General features: G+C 66.5%; 14 protein-coding genes. 9 read left to right on the top strand and 5 right to left on the bottom strand.

Translation table 11 applies throughout. The features are described 5' to 3' along the window. The first annotated feature begins 305 nt into the window (after positions 1-305). Complete coding sequence (locus tag DB708_RS21395; RefSeq protein ID WP_108925454.1) at positions 306-11366, top strand: type I polyketide synthase; 11061 nt, start codon at positions 306-308, stop codon at positions 11364-11366. 82 nt (positions 11367-11448) lie between these two features. Here DB708_RS21395 and DB708_RS21390 read toward each other — a convergent pair whose 3' ends face one another. Together DB708_RS21390 and DB708_RS21385 are read right to left on the bottom strand one after the other, a co-directional pair. After that, on the bottom strand, positions 11449-12555 hold the full coding sequence (locus DB708_RS21390; protein ID WP_108925452.1) for an acyl-CoA dehydrogenase family protein: 1107 nt from the start codon (positions 12553-12555) through the stop codon (positions 11449-11451). A 7-nt stretch (positions 12556-12562) separates the two neighbouring features. Then, positions 12563-13723, bottom strand: coding sequence for an acyl-CoA dehydrogenase family protein (locus DB708_RS21385; RefSeq protein ID WP_108925449.1), 1161 nt, complete (start codon positions 13721-13723; stop codon positions 12563-12565). A gap of 197 nt (positions 13724-13920) precedes the next feature. On the opposite strand from DB708_RS21385, the gene DB708_RS21380 reads away from it, so the two are divergent. From DB708_RS21380 to holA, 3 genes are read left to right on the top strand one after another with little or no spacing between them, the layout of a single operon-like run. Continuing rightward, positions 13921-14793 (top strand): ComEA family DNA-binding protein, encoded by an 873-nt coding sequence (locus DB708_RS21380; protein ID WP_108925448.1) that lies wholly within the window; start codon positions 13921-13923, stop codon positions 14791-14793. Between the two features lie 46 nt (positions 14794-14839). After that, positions 14840-16399: a ComEC/Rec2 family competence protein gene (locus DB708_RS21375; RefSeq protein ID WP_235616882.1), complete on the top strand. Its 1560-nt coding sequence runs from the start codon at positions 14840-14842 to the stop codon at positions 16397-16399. Next, positions 16396-17364, top strand: a complete 969-nt coding sequence (gene holA, locus DB708_RS21370) for a DNA polymerase III subunit delta (RefSeq protein WP_261859540.1) — start codon at positions 16396-16398, stop codon at positions 17362-17364. The genes DB708_RS21375 and holA overlap by 4 nt, the downstream gene beginning before the upstream one ends. Positions 17365-17376: 12 nt before the next feature. Here holA and rpsT read toward each other — a convergent pair whose 3' ends face one another. After that, positions 17377-17637, bottom strand: coding sequence for a 30S ribosomal protein S20 (gene rpsT / locus DB708_RS21365; RefSeq protein WP_025736070.1), 261 nt, complete (start codon positions 17635-17637; stop codon positions 17377-17379). Between the two features lie 148 nt (positions 17638-17785). Between rpsT and DB708_RS21360 the strand changes: the two genes are divergently transcribed. Genes DB708_RS21360 through DB708_RS21350 form a run of 3 tightly spaced genes read left to right on the top strand, consistent with a single transcriptional unit; the run spans position 17786 to position 21323 of the window. Then, entirely contained in the window at positions 17786-19507 is a 1722-nt protein-coding gene (locus DB708_RS21360; RefSeq protein WP_409347621.1) for a circularly permuted type 2 ATP-grasp protein, read from the top strand. Further along, positions 19507-20484 carry an alpha-E domain-containing protein gene (locus DB708_RS21355; protein ID WP_108925442.1) on the top strand — a complete coding sequence of 326 codons (978 nt, stop codon included), beginning with the start codon at positions 19507-19509 and terminating at the stop codon, positions 20482-20484. Before DB708_RS21360 ends, DB708_RS21355 begins: the two co-directional genes overlap by 1 nt. Continuing rightward, positions 20484-21323 (top strand): transglutaminase family protein, encoded by an 840-nt coding sequence (locus DB708_RS21350; protein ID WP_108925440.1) that lies wholly within the window; start codon positions 20484-20486, stop codon positions 21321-21323. The genes DB708_RS21355 and DB708_RS21350 overlap by 1 nt, the downstream gene beginning before the upstream one ends. Positions 21324-21347: 24 nt before the next feature. Here DB708_RS21350 and DB708_RS21345 read toward each other — a convergent pair whose 3' ends face one another. After that, positions 21348-22190, bottom strand: coding sequence for a ribonuclease Z (locus tag DB708_RS21345; RefSeq protein ID WP_108925438.1), 843 nt, complete (start codon positions 22188-22190; stop codon positions 21348-21350). Between the two features lie 200 nt (positions 22191-22390). On the opposite strand from DB708_RS21345, the gene DB708_RS21340 reads away from it, so the two are divergent. After that, positions 22391-22819 (top strand): CBS domain-containing protein, encoded by a 429-nt coding sequence (locus tag DB708_RS21340; RefSeq protein ID WP_108925436.1) that lies wholly within the window; start codon positions 22391-22393, stop codon positions 22817-22819. 31 nt (positions 22820-22850) lie between these two features. Here the strand turns inward: DB708_RS21340 and DB708_RS21335 are convergent, their stop codons facing one another. Further along, positions 22851-23453, bottom strand: a complete 603-nt coding sequence (locus tag DB708_RS21335; RefSeq protein ID WP_108925434.1) for a type II toxin-antitoxin system PemK/MazF family toxin — start codon at positions 23451-23453, stop codon at positions 22851-22853. A gap of 63 nt (positions 23454-23516) precedes the next feature. Here DB708_RS21335 and lepA point away from each other — a divergent pair, with 63 nt between their 5' ends. Further along, positions 23517-25427, top strand: coding sequence for a translation elongation factor 4 (gene lepA, locus DB708_RS21330; RefSeq protein WP_108925431.1), 1911 nt, complete (start codon positions 23517-23519; stop codon positions 25425-25427). The last annotated feature ends 19 nt before the right edge of the window (positions 25428-25446 follow it).

The following is a 25446-nucleotide window of genomic DNA, read 5'->3' as shown; positions in this document are numbered from 1 at the left end:
ACGACTTCCCCCTTGGTTTGAAGGCTCCGATCCGCCCACCCCGGCGGCGCCACCAAGATAACCCTCCCGGCGATCGCCGCCGCAGGCATGCGCGAACCACCGCCTAGACTCGCGGACGGATCCGGCAGGCCGTTGTGGTGATCGAACGGCCGGACGGGGGACGAGGGGCGGCAGTCGCACTGGCTGTCGTTGCGTGCGCGGGCTCCGCAATTGCGGTGCCCGCCTTCGGAAGATGATTCTGAAAGCGCAACTGGGCCGCCCGAGGAGATCGATTCTTGATCGGCCAAGGCAGGGAGGACAAACGCATGGCATCCGCCGAAGATCTGAGGGAGCCGGCATCGGGTTTTGCGATAGTCGGTTACGCGGCGCGTTTTCCCGGAGCGGCGGATGCTGATGAGTTCTGGGATGTGCTGAGCCAGGGCCGGGATGCGATATCGGAGGTGCCGCAGGACCGGTGGGATGTCGACGAATTCTTCGATCCTGAGCCGGGTGCGCCCGGCAAGGTCGTGACCCGGCGTGCGGGTTTCGTCGACGACGTGACCGGGTTCGACGCACCGTTCTTCGGCATGTCGACGCGCGAGGTCAGGTTGATGGACCCGCAGCATCGGATCTTGCTGGAGACGGCATGGCGCGCGGTGGAGCATTCGGGCACCGCACCAACGGCTCTGGCTAACACCAACACCGGTGTCTTCGTCGGTTTGGCCACCCATGACTACCTGGGAATGGCCTCTGACGAGCTGACTTACCCCGAGATCGAGGCCTACATGGCCATCGGGACATCGAATGCCGCGGCGGCGGGCCGGATCAGCTATCGATTGGGGCTGCAGGGTCCGTCGGTGGCCGTCGACACGGCATGCAGTTCGTCGCTGGTGGCAATCCATCAGGCGTGCCAAGCGCTGCGGCTGGGCGAATGTGACCTCGCGCTGGCTGGCGGCGCGAATGTCCTGCTCACCCCAGCGACCATGATCACGTTCTCGAGCGCGCACATGCTCGCGCCCGACGGCCGGTGCAAGACATTCGACGCCGCTGCGGACGGCTATGTGCGCGGCGAGGGATGCGGCGTCATCGTGGTCAAGCGTCTCGAGGACGCGATTCGCGACGGCGACCGGATTCGGGCCGTGATCCGCGGCAGCGCGATCAATCAGGACGGTGCATCGGGTGGATTGACGGTGCCGAACGGCGTTGCCCAGCAAAGGGTCATCGCCGACGCGCTGAAGCGCGCCGACCTCGAACCCCACGACGTCGGGTACCTGGAAGCGCATGGCACCGGGACATCGCTGGGCGACCCCATCGAGGCCCAGGCCGCGGGGGCGGTGCTCGGCACCGGACGCGAACCCAGCGAGCCGCTGCTGATGGGCTCGGTGAAAACGAACATCGGACACCTCGAAGCAGCCGCGGGTATCGCGGGCGTGATCAAAGTCATACTGTCGCTCGAGAACGAGCTACTGCCCCAGCACCTTCACTTTGAGAATCCGTCGCCCCATATTCCCTGGGATCGGCTTGCGGTACAGGTTGTCAAGGAGGCCACCGCCTGGGAACGCAACGGGCGGCGGCGTATTGCGGGAATCAGCTCGTTTGGGTTCGCCGGGACAAACGCACACGTCATTCTCGAAGAAGCCCCCGAGCAAGCCGAACAACCCGCCGCTGCACCGGTTGCGGTCGGGCAGCCCGGCGACCGACGGTTCAGCATTCTTCCGCTCTCGGCGCGGACGCCGGCCGCGTTGGTGCGGCTCGCAGACGAGTACCGCAGCTGGTTGAGCGCGCATCCGGAGGCCACCCTGGCCGACGTGTGCTTCACCGCCGGGTCGGGGCGAGCGCACTTGGAGCACCGCGCCGCGCTGGTGGTCAATTCGAGAGAATCCGCCATCGAGCTACTTGGCGCACTGGCGGACGATCGCCCGGCACCCGGCTTGTTTCGCGGAGAATCCCACGACACACCGAAGACGGCGTGGCTGTTCACCGGTCAAGGCAGCCAGTACCCCGGCATGGCCCGTGAGTTGTACGACACCGAGCCGGTGTTCGCCGAGACACTGAATCGTTGCGCAGCCGCAGTCGCTGCCATTCTCGAAAAGCCGTTGCTGGATCTGGTTTTCGATGCGGACAGCCCGGACTGCGAAGCGGCTCTGCGGCAGACCTCCTACGCACAGCCAGCCTTGTTCGCGGTGGAGATGGGCCTGGCCCGCCTCTGGCAGTCGTGGGGCTTCGAGCCTGACGTGGTGTTGGGCCACAGTGTCGGCCAGTATTCGGCGGCCTGCGTAGCGGGCGTGTTCGGTCTCGAGGACGGCGCACTGCTGATCGCCGAACGCGGTCGTCTCTTCGGCAACCTGCCTGCAGGTGGGCGGATGGCCGCGGTGTTCACCGCCGCCGAGCGAGTCGAGCGCCTGGCCGACGAGTTCCCGAGCCTGTCGGTCGCCGCCTACAACGGCGCCAACAGCGTATTGTCCGGGCCCGCAGGGGATCTGGAGAAGGCGATAGCTGGTCTGACCGCCGACGGTGTCCGGTGCGAGTGGCTGGACACCAGCCACGCGTTCCACTCGGCCTTGCTGGATCCGATTCTGGACGAATTCGAGTCATATGCGGAGCGGTTCAATTTCCGTACGCCACAACGGATTTTGGTGGACAACCGTACCGGCGCCGCGCTCGGCCGGAGCGTGAAGCTGGATGGCGCCTATTGGCGCCGTCACGCGCGTCAACCGGTTGAGTTTGCCAAGAGCGTGCAAACTCTTGCCGATCTGAATTGCAAGGTGTTGCTCGAGATCGGCCCACGGCCGGTGCTCACTGCCGCGGCCCTTAGCGCCTGGCCTGACCCCGCCACCGCGCCGCGGGCGATAACGTCGCTGCGCCGAAACACCGCCGACCACCGGCAGATCACCGAAGCCGTAGCCGACGCATATGTCTTGGGCCACCTACCCGAGTTCGCCGCCCTCCGGCACGCGCACGCGCGCAAACTCGACCTGCCCACCTATCCGTTCGAGCGCCGTCAGTACTGGTTCCGAGACAATCAGGATCCCGCCAACCAGCAGCAGCAACTTGGCGGCCCACGTACCGAAGCCGTCCGCCTTCTCGAGGACGGTCGGATCGAGGAGCTCGCGGCCCTGCTCGACGGCGTGAGCGGCGATCATCAAACCCTGCGGGTGCTGACCAAGCTTGCGGCACAACACAACCGGCAACGGACGACCCAGTCGATCACGGACGACCGCTACGAAGTCTGCTGGGAGAAAGCCCCCACTGGGCGCACCAGTGGGGAAGTCGCCGAGGCAGATGCGTGGATCCTCATCGGTGAGGATTCGCCGGCGGTTCGGCCGTTGGCCGACGCGCTCACCACACGTGGACAGCAGCACCGGTTCATCGGGTTACCGGCGTCCGACGGCCACGAGGAACAGCTCGCGGATGCGTTGCGCACCGCGGCAGCAGAGCATTCGTCGCTACGTATCGTGCACGTCGCGGCGGTCGACTCCGAGTCGGCGCCGTCAATGCAGTCGCTGTTGCGGATGCAACACCAAATCATGGGCGGAACGCGGCGGCTCTTCCGCGCGGTGGTCAGCGCCGGCGTGCGCGCCCCCATCTGGCTGGTAACCCGTGGCGCACAGCGAGTCACCGACGTGGACTCGGTGGCGCCGGATCAGAGCTCCTTGTGGGGCTTTGGACGCGCCGCGTCGCTGGAGCATCCGCAGCTGTGGGGTGGACTGGCAGATCTGGCGGAGGGCACAGCCGAAGAGTGGGCCGCGCTCATCGGTCGGATCACGACTTCGCACGAGTCGGCCTCGCGTGAAGACCAAATGGCGCTGCGTGATCAATCGGTCTATGTGCCCAGACTGGTTCGACGGGCCGGGCAGCCGACCGGTACGCCGCTGGAACTGCGCAGCGACGCAACGTATCTGGTCACCGGCGGGCTGGGTTCGATCGGACTCGAGATCGCCGGATGCCTGGCTGCGCACGGCGCTGGCAATCTGGTCCTGACCAGTCGGCGTGCACCCGGCGATGCCGTAAAGCAGCGCATCGACGCACTGGCCGCACTGCATGGCTGCGACATCCGAATCGTCACTGCCGATGTCGCCGACGCACACGCCGTCGCGCGTCTGTTGGCCAGCGTGCAGGCCGAGCTGCCGCCGTTGGCCGGGATTGTCCACGCAGCGGGCGAGATCGGCACCACTGCACTGAGCAACCTGGACTTCGAATCCCATCAAGCCGAAGTAGACCGCGTCTTCGCGGGGAAGGTGTGGGGTGCTTGGCATTTGAGTGAGGCTGCCGCTGATCTGAAGCTCGACTTCTTCATCAGTACCTCCTCGATCGCCTCGATATGGGGCGGCTTCGGTCAAACCGCCTACGCTTCAGCCAACGCTTTCCTGGACGGGCTGGCCTGGCGTCTGCGCGAGCGCGGGGTCTCCGGGACCAGCGTCAACTTCGGTCCCTGGTCGGCGGGGATGGCCGACGCTCAGGCGCGTGCGCGACTCGAGCAGCGCGGGATCCGGACGTTGTCACCTGCCGATGCGCTAGCGGGGCTGACCGACGTGGCGATGTCGTCGTCGGCGCAGGGTGTCGTCGCCCGGATCGACTGGGACCGCTTCCTGCCGCTCTACGAGCAGGCCGGCAGGCGGGCATTCCTGACGGAGTTGGAGCGCGAGGTGCCCGACGCGGTGCCGGTCATGACGCCGTCCGGGAAAACCCAGCTGGTCGAGCGACTCACGAACGCCCCACTGCAGCAGCGTAAGAAGCTGCTGACGGATCACCTGCGTGACGCCGTAGCAGAGGTGACGCGGGTCGATGTCACGGAAATCCGCGAGGATGCGGGGTTCTTCGACCTCGGCATGGACTCGCTGATGGCCGTCGAGCTGCGGCGCCGCATCGAACACGGCGTGGGCCGCGAGATTCCCATCACCTTGGTGATGGATCACCCCCGTCTGTCCGACGTGGCCGACTACCTGCTTGGCGAGGTGCTCGAGCTCAGCGAGCAGGCATCCACGTCTCGGCCGGCACCGGTGATCACGACGCGTACCGACGAACCGATCGCGATCGTCGCGGTGTCGTGCCGTTTCCCCGGTGCGCCCGACCCGGAAGCGTTCTGGGAGGTGCTCTCCGGCGGCGTCGATGCGATCCGGGAGGTTCCGGAGGACCGATTCGACATCGACGAATTCTATGACCCGGACCCTGATGCCCCGGGCAAGACCTACACGCGCTACGGCGGGTTCATCGACGAAATCGACGGGTTCGACCCCGAATTCTTCGGCATCTCTCCGCGCGAGGCGGTGTGGATCGAGCCGCAGCAGCGACTGATGCTCGAAACGGTTTGGGAGGGACTGGAACGCGCCGGTTACTCGCCAGCTGCGCTGCGCGGCAGCCGAACCGGCGTCTTCGCGGGGGTGGCCGCCAACGAGTATGCGCATCTGCTGTCCGCCGAACCGATCGACAAGATCGAGCCATACTTCATCACCGGCAATGCGCTGAATGCCATTTCCGGTCGGGTTGCCTTTGCGCTGGGGCTCGAAGGCCCGGCAGTGGCCGTCGACACCGCATGCAGTTCGGCGTTGGTGGCGGTCCATCAGGCCTGCCAGGCGTTGCACTCCGGTGACTGCGACTTGGCACTGGCCGGCGGCGTGAACGTTTTGCTGAGTCCGGTAACCGTCGTTGCGGCATCTCGCGCCAGGATGCTTTCTCCTGTGGGGCGATGCAAGACCTTCGACGCCTCTGCCGACGGCTACGTGCGCAGTGAAGGCTGCGGAATCCTGGTACTCAAGCGACTCAGCGACGCGCAGCGTGATGGCGACCGGGTCTGCGCGGTCATTCCCGGCAGCGCGGTGAACCAGGATGGCGCTTCCAGTGGGCTGACCGTCCCCAACGGTGGTGCCCAGCAACGGCTTATCGGGACAGCACTGGCCCGCGCCGGTTTGGCGGGCGGCGACGTCGACTACCTCGAGGCACACGGGACGGGTACTCCGCTGGGTGACCCGATCGAGGTCCAGGCAGCCGCAGCCGCTTATGGCGGTTCGCGTGACGCGACCCGGCCCCTGCTGATGGGCTCAGTGAAGACCAACATCGGCCACACCGAATCAGCCTCTGGGGCAGCGGGTTTGATCAAGGTTGTGTTGTCACTGCAGCACGAGGTGTTGCCGCAAAGCCTGCACTTCGACAACCCGTCGCCGCACATCCCGTGGGACTCGCTTCCGGTGCGCGTGGTGGACGAAGCGACGCCTTGGCAGGCCAACGGCAGGCCGCGGCGCGCAGGCGTGAGTTCCTTCGGTTTCACCGGAACGAACGCGCACGTGCTGATCGAGGAGGCGCCGGCAGAATCGCCGCGCGCCGACGAGCACATCATCTCCGACGTCGCGACGGAGTCGGCGGCCGAAGCCCGGCCTGAACAGGTAAGCGTGCTCACGCTTTCCGCGCGGTCACCCGAAGCGCTGGTGGCGTTGGCGCAGCGGTATGAGACCTGGTTGGGCGCCCACCCAGATGCGGACCTCGCCGACGTATGCGTCACCGCCGGAACGGGACGTTCGCATTTCGAGCATCGCGCCGCGCTGGTCGTGGACTCGGTCGAAGGCGCGCGCCAGGGACTGGCCGAACTGGCCGAGAATCGCCTGCGGCCAGGTGTGGTGCGTGGCGAGCACGCCCACCACCCGACGACGGCTTGGCTGTTCACCGGCCAGGGTAGCCAGTATCCGGGGATGGCACGTGAATTGTTCGACACCGAACCGGTTTTCGCCGAAACGGTGACGCGTTGCGCTGAGGCGGTCAATGACATGCTGTCACGTCCGCTGCTGGAGGTGCTGTTCGCCACCGATCGTGAAACCGATGGGGATGTCGGAAAGGTGTTGCGGCACACGTCATTTGCACAGCCAGCGTTATTCGCTATCGAGATGGGTCTAGCCCGGCTGTGGCAGTCGTGGGGCATCCAGCCCGATGTGGTGCTGGGGCACAGTGTCGGCCAGTACGCGGCGGCATGCGTCGCCGGAGTCTTCAGCCTCGAGGACGGCGCACGGCTGATGGCCGAGCGCGGCCGGATGTTCGGCAGCCTGCCCGAAGGCGGGCGAATGGTGGCGGTGTTCACCGACGCCAAGCACGTCGAGGAGATCGCTGGTGAATTTCCGCGAGTGTCAGTCGGTGCCTACAACGGACCCAACACCGTGCTCTCGGGTCCGGGTGAGGATCTAGAACAGATAGTCACCAAGTTGACCGACGAGGGGATCCGCTGCACCTGGCTGGAGACGAGCCATGCCTTCCACTCGGAACTGCTGGATCCGGTGCTCGATGAATTCGAATCGTACGCAGCGCAGTTGGAGTTCGCTGCGCCGACGTTACCGCTGGTATGCAACCGCACCGGCGCCGTGCTCACGGCGCAGACGCCGCTCGACGCGGGTTATTGGCGGCGACATTCCCGCCAGCCGGTGCAGTTCGCCGAGAGTGTGCGCACCGTGGCGGCACTGGGATGCTCGGTAGTGATGGAGATCGGCCCGCAACCGGTGTTGACCGGCGCCGCGGTCCAGGTCTGGCCGGAGCACCTGGCCGCGCCGCGCGCGATCATCTCGCTACGCAAGGGTGTTGGCGACCGGCGTCAGATCGCCGATGCCCTCGCCGCTGCCTACGTCGGTGGCCACCGACCCGATTTCGCCGCACAGCATCGTGCGCCCGGCCGCCGACTCGAATTGCCCACCTATCCGTTCCAGCGCCGCCGCTTCTGGCCGAAGACGTCCGGCATCACCGTCGACGGTCCCGCGGTGTCCGGAATCCTGGGTAGCGCAAAAGACCTCGCCTCCGGTGACTCCGTCTACACCAGCAGATTGTCCGTCAAATCCCAGCCATGGCTCTGCGACCACGTCATCTACGGAACCGTCGTCGTCCCCGGGGCGACATATGCGGCGATGGCGTTGGCCGCGGCCGGTACGCCGGCGCGGGTGAAAGATGTCTTCTTCTACGAGCCGATCATCTTGCCCGAGAAGGCTTCCCGCGAGGTGCAGCTGACATTGCATCCGCTGGACGGTGACGGAGAGTCGAGCTTCCAGGTGCACAGCCGCCCGTACGGCGACCGCGGCGCCGAATGGTCGTTGAATGCCGAGGGCACGGTCGTCGCCGGAATCGATGACGAGTCGGTGTCCGACGACGACCCGGTCGACGAAGCGGTCGAGCGGCTGAACCGGATGCGTCCGCAGGAGTTGTTCGAGACCTTCGCCGACTTGGAGCTGGCCTGGGGGCCGACCTGGTCGGGCTCCCTGAAGTCGTTGTGGCTCGGCGAGGGTGAGGCGATCGGCGACATCCTCGTCGGTGAGGAGCTCGCAGAACAGCTCGGAAGCGAGCCGATGCACCCGGTGCTGATGGACCTGTGCACCGGCGTCGCCTTCCCGGCCTTCCCGGCCCTCCTCGCGGCCGAACAAGGCGTCAATGATCTATTCCTGCCGTTGCGGTACGGCCAGGTGACGCTGCGGGAGAAGATGCCACGGCGGTTCTATTGCCGGGCGCGTTGGCACAGCAGCGAACTCAACAGCGAAACCCAGGTGTTCGACCTCGATTTCATCGACCGGGATGGCCGCCAGCTTGGGGGAATTCGCGAGTTCACGGTCAAACGTGCACCCCGCGAGGCGTTGCTACGCGGCCTCGGCGGCGACGCCACCCGGTTGCTCTACACCCTTGGCTGGCACGAGGTGCCGCCACCGGCTGACAGCCCCGAAGCCGTCGCGGGGACCTGGCTGATCGCCGGGTTCGATGAGCTGGCCGCCACCGTGCCGGGCTGCATCCCGTTCGATCGGGCAGCCGATTCGGAGCCGTTGGGGCAGCTGCTGGCTCAGGCTCACGAGCGTGGCCTGCCATTCTCGGGCGTCGTGTGGCGCAGCTGCGCCCCCAGCGCTGGGGAGTCGAGCGCAGACATCGCCGCGAGGGTCGAGACCGAGATCGCCAACCTGCTCAGCGCAGTGCACACTGTGCAACGCGGTGAGGTGAAATTGCCTGGCGGGCTGTGGATCGTCACCGAGCGGGCGGTGGCTACCGAATCCGGCGAGCCGGTCGACCCGGGGCAAGCGGCGATGTGGGGGTTCGGGCGCACCACGATCAACGAGGAACCGGCGTTGCACTGCAGACTGGTGGACTGCGACGGATCGCCGGAGGCCGTACAGGCGCTGGCCGGCCTGTTGGCCACACCCGTCGACGAACCGGAAATTGCTCTGCGACAAGGGAAGCTGCTGGCCTCACGGCTGTTGCCGTGGGCGCGTACCGGTCATCTCACCGTGCCACGCGCAGGCGATTACGTGCTGGCGCCCACTGAACGCGGCGCGATCGACAATCTGCGGTTGAGTGAGGCGGAGGTGTCGCCACCGGACGTGGGCTACGTGCAGGTCCGGGTTGAAGCAGCAGGCCTCAACTTCCGGGATGTGCTCAACGTCCTCGGCCTTTACCCGGGCGACCCCGGGCCGATCGGCGGCGACTTCGCCGGTGTCGTCACCCAATTGGGCAGTGGTGTATCCGGACTCGAGGTCGGACAGCGCGTCTACGGCTTCATGCAGGGCGCATTCTCCAGTCGGTTCAACGTGCCTGCCCAGCTGGTGGCGCCGATTCCCTCGCGGGTGAGTGCGGTCGAGGCGGCGACAATCCCCGCCGCGGCGCTGACGGTGCGGCTCGCGTTCGACTGGGCGCAGCTGCGGCCCGGTGAGCGGGTGCTCATCCATGCCGCCAGTGGTGGTGTCGGACTGGCCGCGATCCAGATGGCTCAGCAGTGCGGTGCCACGGTCTTCGCCACCGCCAGCACCTTCAAACGTGCAACGCTGCGCAACCTGGGCGTGAAGTACGTCTACGATTCGCGCACTACGGATTTCGCCGACCAAATACTGTCCGACACCAATGGCGCCGGCGTCGACGTCGTGCTCAACAGCCTGACCAGTGAGGGATTCCTCGAAGCGACCGTGCGGGCCACCGCCCGCAATGGCCGGTTCGCCGAGATCGCCAAGCGTGACATCTGGACACCAGAGCAGATGGCGCAGGCACGGCCCGACATCGCGTACGAGATCGTGGCGCTGGACACAGTGACCTTCCAAGAGCCCGAACGTATTCGGGGTTTGCTGACTGAGGTGTCGGCGGGACTGGACGCAGGGGAGTGGGCGCCACTTCCCGCCGAGATCTATCCGCTGACCGAGGCCAGGGCCGCGTTCCGCCGCATGCAGCAAGCGCGCCACATCGGAAAGATCGTGGTGCAGATACCGAGTCCGTTGCAGCCGCAAGCCGATCGGAGCTATCTGATCACCGGCGGGCTCGGTGCGATCGGCCTGCACACGGCGTCGTATCTGGCACAACTCGGTGCCGGTGACATCGTCTTGACAAGCCGGCGTGCGCCCGATGCGGACGCGCAACGGTCGATCGAGGAGATCACCGAGCGCTACAAGTGCCGGATCCACGTTTTCGCGGCCGACGTCGGCGACGAGGATGCGGTTGCGAATCTGTTGGCGCGGATCCGCGCGGAGTTGCCGCCGCTGGCCGGAGTGGCGCATTTGGCCGGGGTGCTCGACGATGCGTTGCTGTCTGCGCAGACCCTGGAGCGATTCCGAACAACCTTGGTGCCCAAGGCATTTGGTGCCTACCACTTAGACAATTTGACCAAGGACGACGATCTGGACTTCTTCATCGTTTCCTCCTCGGTGTCCAGCTTGTTCGGGTCGCCCGGTCAGTCCAACTACGCGACTGCCAACGCATTGCTCGACGGCCTGGTCGCGCAGAGACGGGCGCAGGGCTTGCCTGCCACCGGTGTGAACTTCGGTCCCTGGGCCCAAGGCGGCATGGCCTCTTCGGACGCCGCGACCGCCAACATCAGTGCGCAGGGTCTGATTCCGCTGGAGCCCACGGCGGCGCTGAGTGCGCTGGCCGAGATCGTCGCCAACGGAACCGGCCAGGCAACCGTCATCAAAGCCAACTGGCAACGTGCGGCAAAGGTGCTGGGCAGTTCGCGTCCCCCGATTCTCGACCTGGTGTTGCCCAGTGCCGCCGGCGAGGTGACCGGTGACAGCGAGTTGCTCAAGCAGCTGATGGAGGTACCGGTGCCGCAGCGCGCCGGCTTCGTGACCGAATTCCTTCAGCGCGAGGTGCAGAACTTCCTGCGACTCGCGCAACCGCCGGCCGCGACCAGCCGGTTCCTGGATCTGGGCACGGATTCATTGATGGCGATCGAACTACGCAACCGGCTGCACAGTCAGTTCGGCGGCAAGTTCACCATCAACGCGACCGCGGTGTTCGACTACCCGACTATCGGAGGGCTCGCCGAATATCTGGTAGATCAACTGCCCGACGCGGAATCGACGCAAGAGGAAGCGGAATCGGTTGCAGCGCCGGAGGATGCGGAATCGGTTGCAGCGCCGGAGGGGCTGGATTCGGTTGCAGCGTCAGAGTCGAGTTGATGCAGCAGGATCTTCGCCTGCTGCATCGCCTCGATGCCGCGTTTGCCACCGATGTCCGGCCGCGGCCGGGCTGGTGTTCTAACTAGAGCCGGGCCAGGTCGTAGTCGCCGAGGTGGTCGATCAGGTTGTGCAGGTGCTCGCTCGAGGTGCCCAGGGTGTGCTCGATCGCGGTGAGCCGGGCCGCGTAGTGGCTGACCGGATACTCCGCGGTCACACCGATTCCGCCGTGCATCTGGATCGACTCCTGCGCGATGTGCCGGCCCGAGCGGCCGATCTGCACCTTGGCGCGTGACGCGATCAGCGGGTCGAGGTTGCCGTCGGCGATCGACATCGCGGCATAGAAGCTCATGCTGCGCGCCAGTTCCAGCGACACGTACATGTCGGCCGCCCGCTGGGTGAGCGCCTGGAATGTGTTGAGCGTGACGCCGAACTGCTTGCGAGTCTTGAGGTAGTCGGTGGTCAGGCGTAGCGTCTCCTCCATCACCCCGATGGCTTCGGCGCACAACCCCGACTGGATGCGGACGATGGCGCCGCTGATCGCCCGCGACGCGTCGACCGCTTCGCCCACCGGCTCGGCGGGTGCGTTGTCCAAGTCCACTTGCGCGCCGCGTTGTCCGTCGAAGGTCCGATAAGGATGCCTCGTGACCGCGCTTGCATCGACCAGGAACAGGCCGGTGCCACCGCCCGGCAAGGCGGCGCTGACCACCAACGTGTCGGCGCAGTCTCCGGCGAGCACCGGATTCTTGCGCCCGGTCAACGTCCACGAATCACCTTGTTGCGCAGCCGCAGTAGTGACTGTCGTGGTCGGCTTTCGATGGCCCGGCTCCAGATGGGCGAACGCCAGTAGCCGTTGGCCGGCCGCGACGTCGTCCAGCTGTTCTTTCTGCGTGTCGGTGCCCAGCTCCGCGATCAGCGCTCCCGGAGCAAGCGCCGCATGCAGGATCGGTTCGGGAGCCAGCCGGCGCCCGGCCTCGGTCAGCACGACCATGATCTCGAGCTGGCCCGCCTCGTCCGTGTCGAAGCCCAGGCCCAGGATCCCGGTGTCGGCGAGCTGACTCCAAACCTCGCGGCTCCAACCGAGGTCGGAGCCGATGACCTTGATGCGGCTTTCCGGGTCATAGGTGCGCGACAACAGGTCGCGGGTCGTGTCGCGCAGCAGACCCTGCTCGTCGGTCAATTGAAAGTCCATGGCTGCCTCACAATCCCAGAATGGTGGACGCGATGATGTTGCGCTGCACCTCGCTGCTGCCGCCGTAGATCGACGTCTTGCGGTAGTTGAGGTAGTGCGGCGCACTGTGTTGTGCCCAGTCCGGAGACGCAATTCCTTTTGCGTCCGCGGGCAGCGCGTCCGGGCCTGCCACCTCGACGAGTAGCTCGGTGGCTATCTGCTGCAGCTGGCTGCCGCGCAGCTTGAGCACCGACGATGCCGGGTTGGGTTGCCCGTCAGCGGAGTCCGTTACCACCCGCGACTGCGTGAGTTCCAGTGCCAGCAGCTCGTTTTCGGCCTCCGCCAGCCGGGCCGCGAACAGGGGGTCGTCGAGCACCCCGGTTTGCGCCGCAACCTTCTTAACCTCGGCGAGGCGCACTTTGGTGCGGCCCACCCCGGCGATGCCGCTGCGTTCGTTGCCCAGCAGGAACTTCGCGTACGTCCAGCCTTGGTTCTCTTCTCCGACAAGCTGGTTGGCGGGTACCCGAACGTCTTCGAAAAAGACCTCGTTGACCTCGTGGCCGCCGTCGATCGTCTGGATGGGCCGCAGCGTGATGCCCGGCGTCTTCATGTCGAACAGCAGAAACGAGATGCCGGCTTGACGCTTGGGAGCCTGCGGGTCGGTGCGCACCAGGCAGAAGATCCAGTCTGCGTACTGGCCGAGCGTGGTCCAGGTCTTCTGGCCGTTGACGACATAGCTGTCACCGTCGCGGACCGCGGTGGTGCGCAGCGATGCCAGGTCCGAACCGGCCTCGGGCTCGGAGAAGCCTTGGCACCACCAGATGTCGAGGCTGGCCGTAGGCGGCAGGAAACGTTGTTTGATCTCTTCGGAACCGAATTCGGCGATCACCGGGCCGACCATCTTGGTGTTGAAGTTCAGCGGCTCGGGGACGCACGCCAATTGCATCTCGTCGGCCCAGATCTGGTGCTGGGTGGGCGTCCAGTCCTTACCGCCCCACTCGACCGGCCAGCTTGGTACCGCCAGACCGTGCTCGTGCAGGATCTTGTGGCTGGTGACGATGTCGTCGTGGTTCGCCTCCGCCGAGCCCTGGCGCACCCGGTCGCGCATCTCCTGCGGAATCTTGGTGGTGTAGATGGTGCGGAGTTCGTCGCGGAACGCGGCTTCCTCCGGTGTGAGCGCGAGTTGCATGCAGACTCCTTTGGCTGGGGTTGAGCGCGGCGACCGCATTTGCGGCGGTGGGCGTCGGTGTCTGGTCGCGTGCTCCACGCTCCATCTTGACCCATCCCCTGCTGTGCTTGTGCACAGCCTCCGGTTAATCCACAGCAGCCGGGTGCGACGCGGTTGGTCGGGGCCGTCGTGGCGGTCGGTACACCTACCGTCGGCGCATGCGAACAGAACTTCCCGCCGAGCGACTGCATCGACGGCTCGGTGCCGATCCGGATATCGATTCGCACGCCGAGGAGCCCGACTCGGAGCCGGATCGCAACGCCGCGGATGAGGATCAGAATTCGCTGCTGCCGCGCTGGCTTCCCGACGCCTCCGGCAGCGGGGGCTGGGTGGCCCGGCTGCGCACCGATCCGGGCCGTGCCGGTGCGATCGCGTTAGCGGTGGTGGCCGCGCTGGCCGTACTGATCACGATCTTCACTCTGATGCGCGACCGGCCCGCACCCGTGATGTCGGCAAAGCTGCCGCCGGTGGAGATGGCGGCCACGGCGCGCCCACGGCCCTCGGCAGGCCCGGGCGCTGGTCAGCCGGCTGGTCCGGACCGCCCGGTGGTGGTCAGCGTGGTGGGCCTGGTGCATAAGCCCGGCCTGGTCACGCTGACGCCCGGCGCGCGGATCGCCGACGCACTGCAGGCGGCCGGGGGTGCGATGGACGGCGCCGACACCATCGGGCTGAACATGGCGCGCCAGCTCGGCGACGGCGAGCAGATCGTGGTTGGGGTGGCGCCGGTCTCGGGGCAGCCGCCCGCGCTGGGCAGCTCCGTGACCACCGGCTCTACTCCGGGGCCCAAGACGCCGGCACCGGTGGGATCAGTCAAGGGACCCGTCCGACCGAAGGCGGGCGAGGCTGTCGACCTCAACACCGCGACCACCGAGCAGCTGGACGCCCTGCCCGGAGTCGGGCCGGTCACTGCCGAGGCGATCGTGGCGTGGCGGCAGGCCAACGGCAAGTTCACCAGCGTCGACCAGCTCGCCGATGTCGACGGCATCGGGCCGGCACGGCTGGACAAGCTGCGCGCCCTGGTCCGTGTCTGACACGGCCGCGCCACCGGCTGTCCTGTCGGCGCTCGCCCACCTCGATATACGTCTGCTGCCCGCCGCACTCACCAGTTGGATCGTCACCGCGTCCGGCATTGTGTGGCCGGTCGGACAAATGTTGGCCTCGTGCTGCGTCGTGCTCCTCGCCGCCGGTGCGCTGACGCGCTATGCAGTGCGCCCGGGTGGCCATCAGTCGCGGCTTCCGACCATCGGCGCCGGGCTGGTGGCAGTCGGTGTGGTGGGCGCGGGATTCGGGTTCGCGATCGCGCTGCGAGCCGACGCGGTGGCGCGTCACCCGATCACCGCGGCGTTCGGGACGGTGGCCCCGGTGACGGTGACACCCAGCGAGAGTGCGCTGTCGCTGGGCTCCGGCCGGCTGGTGTTTCGCGCCACCCTGCAGCGGCTGCGTGACGACGAAATAGCGGGCCGGGTAACCGTTTTCGCGCGGGCATCGGACTTCGACGTGATGGTGGGCCAGCCGATGCGGTTTTCCGCGCGAATCAACCGCCCCACTCGCCACGACCTGACGGTCGCGGTGCTCAACGCGGCGGGCCGGCCCGTCATGGGCCGGGCGGGGGCGGTGCAGCGTGCCGCGCACGTGGTGCGCGGCCGGTTCGCCGCCACCGCGCACGAAGTGCTGCCCGCCGCGCAGGCCGCGCTGTTGCCGGCGCTGGTTCTCGGCGACACCTCGGCGGTGGCCGCCGACACCGGCCGCGAATTCCGCTCGGCCGGAATGACACACCTGATGGCCGTGTCGGGGGCCAACGTCACGATCGTGTGTGCGGCGGTGCTGTTCTCGGCCCGGCTGCTCGGCCCGCGAGCGGCCGTGCTGCTCGCCGGCGTGGCGCTAGCGGCATTCGTGATCGTCGTGCAGCCGACGGCAAGTGTGTTGCGGGCGGCCGTGATGGGCGCCATTGCGCTGGCAGGAATGCTGACTTCGCGTCGGCGGCAAGCGATTCCGGCGCTGTCGGCTGCGGTGCTGATATTGCTCGCGGTCGCTCCACAGCTGGCCGTCGACGCCGGCTTCGCGCTGTCGGTGTTGGCGACGGGCGGGCTGGTCGTCATCGCGCCGATCTGGTCACGGCGCCTGGTCGCCAAGGGTTGCCCGAAACCGCTGGCCGATGGGCTCGCGGTGGCGTTGGCCGCTCAATTGGTGACTGCGCCACTGGTTGCCGGCATCTCGGGTCGGGTCAGCCTGGTGTCGGTGGCCGCGAATCTAGCCGCGGCGCCCGTGATCGCACCGATCACCGTGCTGGGCAGTGCGGCGGCCGTGATGTGCCTGCTGTGGCCGCCCGGTGCGCAGCTGCTGATGCGTTTCACCGGCCCGGAATTGTGGTGGGTGTCCAAGTCGGCGCACGTCGCGGCCAGTGTGCCCGCGGCAACCGTGCCCGTCCCGGACGGTCTGGCCGGCGTGTTGCTGGTCGGTTGTGCCACGGCGCTGCTGTTGGTGCTGGGCATGCTGCTGTGGCGGCGGTCCTGGTTTCGCGTCTCGATCCGCGCGGCCGCGGTGGTCGCGGTGGCGTGTGTGCTGGCCTGGTCGGCATCCGAGCTGCTGGATCCCAGAGCTGATTGGTCGGCCCAACGTGGCACCATCATGGGGTGACTGAGGCCTCCCCGTTGCACCTGGTCCTGGGAGACGAGGATCTGCTGGTCGAACGAGCTGTGGCGGACATCCTGCGAGCGGCGCGCAAGCGTGCCGGCACCGACGACGTCCCGGTGAATCGCATGCGGGCCGGCGACGTCGGCAGCTACGAGCTCGCCGAGCTACTCAGCCCGTCGCTGTTCGCCGACGAACGCATCGTCGTACTGGAGGCCGCGGCCGAAGCGGGCAAGGATGCAGTCGCGATGATCGCGGCGGCTGCCGCCGACATGCCGCCGGCCACCGTGCTGGTGGTGGTGCACTCAGGCGGCGGGCGAGCCAAGGCGCTGGCCGACCAGCTGAAGTCGCTGGGCGCCGAGGTTCATCCCTGCGCGCGGATCACCAAGGTGAGCGAACGCACCGACTTCGTCCGCAAGGAATTTCGTGCGCTGCGGATCAGGGTCGACGAAGACACGGTGACGGCCCTGCTGGACGCCGTCGGCTCCGACGTGCGCGAGCTGGCTTCGGCCTGTTCACAGCTGGTCGCCGACACCGGCGGTGAGGTCGACGAGGCCGCGGTGCGCCGCTATCACAGCGGCAAAGCCGAGGTGAAGGGCTTCGATATCGCGGACAAAGCCGTGGCCGGCGACGTCGCGGGAGCGGCCGAGGCGCTGCGGTGGGCGATGATGCGCGGCGAGCCGCTGGTGGTGCTGGCCGACGCGCTGGCCGAAGCGATCCACACCATTGGACGAGTCGGTCCGCTCTCCGGAGACCCGTACCGTCTGGCCGGGCAGCTGGGGATGCCGCCGTGGCGGGTGCAAAAAGCTCAGAAGCAGGCCAGACGCTGGTCGCGGGGCAGCGTGGCGACCGCGATGAAAGTGGTGGCGGAACTCAACGCCAATGTGAAGGGGGCCGCCACGGACGCCGACTACGCGCTGGAATCCGCGGTCAGAAAGGTGGCCGAGCTGGTCGCCGACCGGGGCCGATGACTTGGCCGGGGCTCAGATCTTGTTGAGGGACCGCGCCAGCGCCGACTTCTTGTTGGCGGCCTGGTTCTTGTGGATGACGCCCTTGGTGGCCGCCTTGTCCAGCTTGCGGTTGGTCGACACCAGCAACTCTGCGGCCTTGTCCTTGTCGCCGGCCTCAGCGGCCTCACGGAACGCGCGCACGGCAGTGCGCAGCGAGGACTTCACCGACTTGTTGCGCAGTCGGGCGCGCTCGTTGGTCTTGATCCGCTTCTGCTGCGACTTGATGTTGGCCACGCGAAATTTTCCTTCGTCGATTCGGTCTTTGCGGTCTGCGTTTCGGGGGGCGCCCCACACCCGATTGCGACTGCTCAGGTTAGCAGTCGGTTACGTTTTCTCCCAAAACGGGAACTCGTGGCCTGCCCTAACGTCAATTTAAGGCAGCATCCTAAAAGTGAGTTTTCCGAACCAGGTTGAAACGGCCAGGCGAGGGTCGCGCGGCGCTGCGCGGGCGCTTGCGCGTTCCGAGCGCATCTTCGGCGGATACAACACGTCGGACGTATATGCGCAGGCCTTCGATGAAATGTTCGACGCGCAGGGCAACGTCCGTGGCCTATATAAGGGTATTTACGCCGAGCTTGCGCCGTCGGACGCCGCCGACCTGCGGGCCCGCGCCGAAGCCCTGGCCCGTGCGTTCATCGACCAGGGCATCACGTTCTCCTTGTCCGGCCAGGAACGGCCGTTCCCGCTGGACCTGGTGCCGCGGGTGATCTCGGCGGCCGAATGGAACCGGCTCGAGCGGGGCATCGTTCAACGTGTCAAAGCCCTGGAGCTGTATCTCGATGACATCTACGGCGATCAGGAGATTCTGAACGACGGCGTCATCCCGCGTCGGCTGGTCACCTCCTGTGAGCACTTTCACCGTCAGGCCGTGGGCATCGTCCCGCCCAACGGCGTGCGCATCCACGTCGCCGGGATCGACCTGATCCGCGACGAGAAGGGCACCTGGCGGGTTCTCGAGGACAACCTGCGCTCGCCGTCGGGCGTGTCGTACGTCATGGAAAACCGGCGCACGATGGCGCGGGTCTTCCCGAACCTGTTCGCCACCCACCGGGTGCGTGCCGTCGACGACTACTCCTCGCACCTGCTGCGGGCGCTGCGCAATTCCGCGGCGACGAACGAGGCCGACCCGACCGTGGTGGTGCTGACCCCGGGCGTCTACAACTCGGCGTACTTCGAGCATTCGCTGCTCGCGCGTCAGATGGGCGTCGAACTGGTCGAGGGCCGCGACCTGTTCTGCCGCGACAACCAGGTGTACATGCGCACCACCGAAGGGGAGCGTCAGGTCGACGTCATCTACCGACGTATCGACGACGTCTTCCTCGACCCGCTGCAGTTTCGTGCCGACTCCGTGCTCGGGGTGGCCGGTCTGGTCAACGCCGCGCGCGCCGGCAACGTGGTGATCTCCAGTGCGATCGGCAACGGGGTCGGCGACGACAAGCTGGTCTACACCTACGTGCCGACCATGATCGAGTACTACCTGGGCGAGAAGCCGCTCCTGGCCAATGTGGATACCTTCCGGTGCTGGTTGGACGACGAGCGCGAGGAGGTGCTCGATCGGGTCGACGAATTGGTCATCAAGCCGGTCGAGGGATCCGGCGGCTACGGCATCGTGTTCGGTCCGGAGGCATCCGAGAAAGAACTGGCGACCGTTAGCAAGAAGATTCGCGACGACCCCCGGGCCTGGATCGCGCAGCCGATGATGGAGTTGTCGACCGTGCCGACCCAGATCGGCAACACACTGGCGCCTCGCTATGTCGACCTGCGGCCGTTCGCGGTCAACGACGGCGACGACGTGTGGGTGCTGCCGGGCGGTTTGAGCCGGGTGGCCTTGGTCGAGGGTTCGCGGGTGGTCAACTCCAGCCAGGGCGGTGGTTCCAAGGACACCTGGGTGCTGGCGCCACGCGCATCGGCTGCCGACCGTGAACTGGGCGCTGCCGAGGTGGTGCGGTCGTTGCCGGAATCGATGGCGGACCCCGAGGCCGACGACTCGCCGGGCCCGCCGCACCAACAGCCTTTGCAGGCCGAGCAAACGCAGAACGACAGACCCACGAAGAAGCAGAAGCAAAAGCAGCAGCAACAACAACAGCAGAGGACGGTCCGCTGATGTTGGCTCGAAACGCCGAGGCGCTGTACTGGATTGGCCGCTATGTCGAACGGGCCGATGACACCGCGCGCATTCTGGATGTGGCGCTGCACCAATTGCTCGAGGATTCCAGCGTGGACCCCGACCAGGCATCCCGGGTGCTGTTACGGGTGCTGGGCATCGAGCTCCCCGATCACAGTTTGGATGTTTGGTCATTGACCGACCTGGTGGCCTACAACACCGGCAACAAGGGCGGCTGCTCGATCGTCGACGCGATCACAGCGGCGCGCGAAAATGCCAAGTCGGCCCGCGAGGTGACGTCCATCGAAATCTGGGAATGCCTCAACACCACTTACAATGCCCTGCCCGAACGGGAACGTTCCGCCAAACGCCTTGGGCCACACGAGTTTCTGTCCTTCATCGAGGGCAGGGCCGCGATGTTCGCCGGCCTGGCCGACTCGACGCTGTCGCGCGACGACGGATACCGGTTCATGTTGTTGGGCCGTGCGATCGAGCGCGTCGATATGACGGTGCGGCTCTTGCTATCCCGGGTGGGCGACAGCGCGTCCTCGCCTGCCTGGGTGACGCTGCTGCGTTCGGCGGGCGCTCACGACACCTATCTGCGCACCTATCGCGGGGTGCTGGATGCGGGCCGGGTGGTCGAGTTCATGATGCTCGATCGGCTGTTCCCTCGATCGGTTTTCTACTCACTGAAGCTCGCCGAGGAAAGCATCGACGAGTTGGTGCGTAACCCGACAAGCCGGGTGGGAGCCACCGTCGAAGCACAGCGACTGCTGGGCCAGGCTCGCAGCGAACTGGAATTCCTGCCGCCGGGGGTATTGCTCGACACGCTGGAGACCCGGTTGGCGGGCTTGCAGACGACCTGCCGAGATGTTGGAGATGCGTTGTCGCAGCAGTACTTCCATGTCACACCGTGGGTGGCCTGGTCGGATGCGGGTCACGGTATCGGTTTGGTTACTCGGAATGGGGACGCCTGATGTGGCGGCTGCGGGTAGTGCACACAACCGGGTTTGCCTACCAATCCGCGGTGACCGCCTCCTACAACGAGGCCCGGCTGACGCCGAGTTCCGACACCCGGCAAAACGTCATCCTCAACCGTGTCGAGACCATTCCGGCAACCCGGTCCTACCGGTACATCGACTATTGGGGCACCGCCGTCACGGCGTTCGACTTGCACGCGCCGCACAGCGATCTGACGGTGACGTCCTCTTCGGTCGTCGAGACCGAGCAGCCCGAACCGCCCGCGAAGGACGTCACCTGGAGCGACCTGCAGTCCGCGGCGGTGATCGATCGGTTCGACGAATTGCTGCAGCCCACCGAGTACGCCCCGGCGGGCAGGCGGCTGAGGTCGGTCGGCAGGAAGATCGCCAAAAGCTATGAGCCGCAAGAAGCCGTGATCGCCGCGGCCAACTGGGCGCACGGCGAGCTGGAGTACCTGCCGGGGACGACCGGGGTGAATTCGTCCGGGCTGGACGCCCTGAAGGTGGGCAAGGGTGCCTGTCAGGATTTTGTGCACCTGTCGCTGATGCTGTTGCGCGACATGGGTATTCCGGCCCGATACGTTTCGGGCTACCTACATCCGGTGCGCGACGCCGTCGTCGGGGAGACGGTGGAAGGCCGAAGTCACGCGTGGATTCAAGCCTGGACCGGTGGATGGTGGAACTACTACCCCACCAACGACACCGAGATCACCGAGCAATACGTCAGCGTGGGCGTCGGCCGCGACTACGCCGACGTATCCCCGCTGAAGGGCATTTACTCGGGACAGGGCGCGACCGATCTCGACGTGGTTGTGGAGGTCACCCGACTGGCCTAGCGGCACCGGGCGGCGGCCGAAAGGCTATGGCTGCGGCTGGACTTCGACCCGGTGCAGGTCGTCGCCGAGCTCGATGCGCCCACCGAATTCGGCGGCGGCCAGTGTCCGCCATTGCTCTTCTTGCCCCGGCACCAGCGCCGGCACATAGTGCGTCATGACGAACGTGCCAACCCCCGCGCGGGCCGCGGTTGCCGCGGCTTCTTCGACCGACGAGTGGTAGTCGCAGATGTCCTGCAGCCGCTGCTGGGGAATCTGCGTGACGATGTCCTTGCGAATCACGGTGTGCACCAGGGCATCGGCGCCGGCCGCCAGGTCGTCCAGCCCCTTGCAGGGCACCGTGTCCCCGGCCAGCACCACCGAGGTCCCGTCGAAGTCGATCCGGAACCCGATGGTCGGTGCCACCGGCCGGTGGTCGGTGGGCGCCACCCGAATCGAGACGCCGTCGCTGTCCCATACCGGACCGTCGGTGTATTCGTGAACCTCGATCGGTGGTGGCGTGTTCAGATCGTCGTGATGGGCTATCCGGTAGCTGATGTCGTGGCCGAACGCCTTCAGCGTGGCCTCGACCGTCTCAGCGGTGCCCGGCGGCCCGATGATTGCGAACGGCGCGGGATCGGGCGTGAACGTGGTGATCCAGCGCGTGATAATCAGGTCACCGAGATCGCCGATATGGTCGCTGTGCAAATGCGTGAGCAGCAGGGCTGACAACCCGGCGGCGCCTACGCCGACGGCCGCCGCGCGCTGCAGGACTCCACGCCCGCAGTCCACCAGGAACACCTGGCCGCCGGCCCGCACCAGCGTCGCGGGTCCCGCGCGGTTCGGATCGGGGATGGGACTGCCGGTTCCCAGCAAGGTGATCTCGATCATGGCCCTCATCCTTCAAGACGCGTCGGCGCGTTGTGGCCCATTCGGCTGATCCGTGCGATCGGCCGTTGTCAGCCTCGCTTTTCACCCGCCGACCCGTGGGTATCTGTTGGCGATCGGTTGCCGGTTTCCGCGTTGCCTTTCCCGCCGCGCGAGTTAGCCGTAGCCTGGTGTGAAGCAAATCACAACCAGCTGGAGGCTTGATGCGGATAGCGGACGTTTTGCGCAACAAAGGTGCGGCGGTGACGACGATCAACCCCGAGGCCACGGTCCGGGAACTGCTCGCCGGCCTCGCCGAGCAAAACATCGGCGCCATGGTGGTGGTCGGCGACGAGGGAGTGGTCGGCATCGTGTCCGAGCGCGACGTCGTGCGCCAAATGCACGCGCATGGCCCTAGTGTGCTCACCCGCCCGATCTCCAAGATCATGACCGCGGCGGTTGCCACCTGCACGAAGTCCGACACCGTCGACGCCATCAGTGTGCTGATGACCAAGAACCGGGTGCGCCACGTGCCGGTGCTCGACGGCAAAAAGCTGATCGGCATCGTCAGCATCGGTGACGTGGTCAAGACGCGAATGGAAGAGCTCGAGGCCGAACAGCAGCAGCTGCAGTCCTACATCACCCAAGGCTGATCCGCCTTCGCGCCGCCCGGCGATGGACTGACTAGCGCCAGGCGTACTCGGTGCGCAGGCGTGCGGCCACCACGTCGAAGATCTCGCGTTCCAGGATCGCGCCCTCGCGACGGATGCCCTCCTCCGGCACGTCGAGCACCCGGTCCAGGCGCACCCAGCTCTCCCGGCCCTCGTAATCCCAGTCACCGGCGCCAATCCCGACCCAGTCCGCATCGCCGGCGTAATGCTCCTTGCTGGACAACATGAGCCCGAGCAGCACGCTGTGATCGCGGCCCACGACGAGCACCGGGCGGTCCTTGCCGCGGGTGGGATCGTCCTCATAGACCACCCACGTCCAGACGATCTCCCCGGGATCGGCCCTCCCGTCCAGGTCCGGCGCGTAAACCACCCTGCGGGCCCGCTGCGCGGTGGGGAAGCTGGCGTTGGTCACCGGCCGGCCCTCGGTGATCGACGCCGACTGCGCCTCGTCGCCGGAGCCCCTGGCGTTCGCGGTGGTTTTCACGACTTGCTCGATTTCGCGCATCACGGCCTTCGCGGTCTGCACGCTCTGGATGAATCGCGGAACCCCGTAGACGACCACGTTCTGGGCAAACCGCTGGAATGTCTTCCACTGCGATTTCCGGGCAGGGGCCATAGTCGCAGCATAGACGTCAGCGGGTGGGCGCGACTGTGTCCGAGTAGGTCCCGACCAGCCCTCATGGATACCCTGGACGTACCCGCGAACCGCCGGTCAAGCAGCATCAACAGCACCCGCCAGGAGATCCCCATCAGCAGTTTCGCCGACAAGACCTTCACTGCGCCGGCGCAGATCAGGAACTTCTGCATCATCGCTCACATCGACCACGGCAAGTCCACGCTGGCCGACCGGATGCTTCAACTCACCGGCGTCGTCGACGAGCGGTCCATGCGTGCGCAGTACCTGGACCGGATGGACATCGAGCGGGAGCGCGGCATCACCATCAAGGCGCAGAACGTCCGGCTGCCCTGGAAAGTCGGTGACGACGAGTACGTGCTGCACCTGATCGACACCCCGGGCCACGTCGACTTCACCTACGAGGTGTCCCGCGCGCTGGAGGCCTGCGAGGGGGCGGTGTTGCTGGTCGACGCCGCGCAGGGCATCGAGGCGCAGACGCTGGCCAACCTGTACCTGGCGCTCGACCGCGACCTGCACATCATCCCGGTGCTCAACAAGATCGACCTGCCCGCCGCCGACCCGGATCGCTACGCGGGTGAGATCGCGCACATCATCGGCTGCGAACCCGGCGACGTGCTTCGCGTGTCCGGCAAGACCGGGGCGGGCGTGGCCGACTTGCTCGATCACGTGGTGCGCGAAGTGCCGCCGCCGCAAGGTGATGCCGACGCGCCCGCCCGCGCGATGATCTTCGACTCCGTCTACGACATCTACCGCGGTGTGGTCACTTACGTCCGCGTGGTGGACGGCAAGATCACGCCACGCGAGCGCATCGCGATGATGTCCACCGGTGCCACACACGAGCTGCTCGAGGTCGGCATCGTCTCACCCGAACCCAAGGCCAGCGTGGGGCTGGGGGTGGGGGAGGTGGGCTACCTGATCACCGGGGTCAAGGACGTCCGCCAGTCCAAGGTCGGTGACACCGTGACGACCGCCCGCCGCGGCGCCTCCGAAGCGCTCACCGGCTACCGCGAACCCAAACCCATGGTCTATTCCGGGCTGTATCCCGTGGACGGTTCGGATTACCCGAATCTGCGCGACGCCCTGGAAAAACTGCAACTCAACGACGCCGCACTGACCTACGAGCCGGAGACTTCGGTGGCGCTGGGCTTCGGATTCCGGTGTGGCTTCCTGGGTCTGCTGCACATGGAGATCACCCGCGAGCGCCTGGAGCGTGAATTCGACCTGGACCTGATCTCGACGTCGCCCAACGTCGTGTACCGGGTGATCAAAGAGGACAACAGCGAGATCGTGGTGACCAATCCGTCGGACTGGCCCGAGGGCAAGGTCCGCGAGGTTTACGAGCCGGTGGTCAAGACCACCGTCATCGCGCCCAGCGAGTTCATCGGCACCATCATGGAGCTGTGTCAGTCTCGCCGCGGCGAGCTCGGCGGCATGGACTACCTGTCGCCGGAGCGCGTCGAGCTGCGCTACTCGATGCCGCTCGGCGAGATCATCTTTGACTTCTTCGACTCCCTGAAGTCGCGCACCCGCGGCTACGCCAGCCTGGACTACGAAGAGTCGGGAGAGCAGGAAGCCGATCTGGTCAAGGTCGACATCCTGTTGCAAGGCGAGGCCGTGGACGCGTTCAGTGCGATCGTGCACAAGGACGGCGCCTCCGCCTACGGCAACAAGATGACCACCAAACTCAAAGAGCTGATCCCACGCCAGCAGTTCGAGGTGCCGATTCAGGCTGCCATCGGGTCGAAAATCATTGCGCGCGAGAATATCCGCGCGATCCGCAAGGACGTTCTCTCCAAGTGTTACGGCGGTGACATCACCCGTAAACGCAAACTTCTGGAAAAGCAGAAGGAAGGCAAGAAGCGGATGAAAACCATTGGACGCGTGGATGTTCCGCAGGAGGCCTTCGTCGCGGCGCTATCCACCGATGCGGCGGGGGACAAAGCCAAGAAATGAGAAGCCGGTGGTGCACTGC

It is taken from the genome of Mycobacterium montefiorense, from assembly GCF_003112775.1.
Classification (GTDB): domain Bacteria; phylum Actinomycetota; class Actinomycetes; order Mycobacteriales; family Mycobacteriaceae; genus Mycobacterium; species Mycobacterium montefiorense.
The sequence above is the reverse complement of the archived record's forward strand: the minus strand, read 5'-3'. Positions and strand labels throughout refer to the sequence as shown.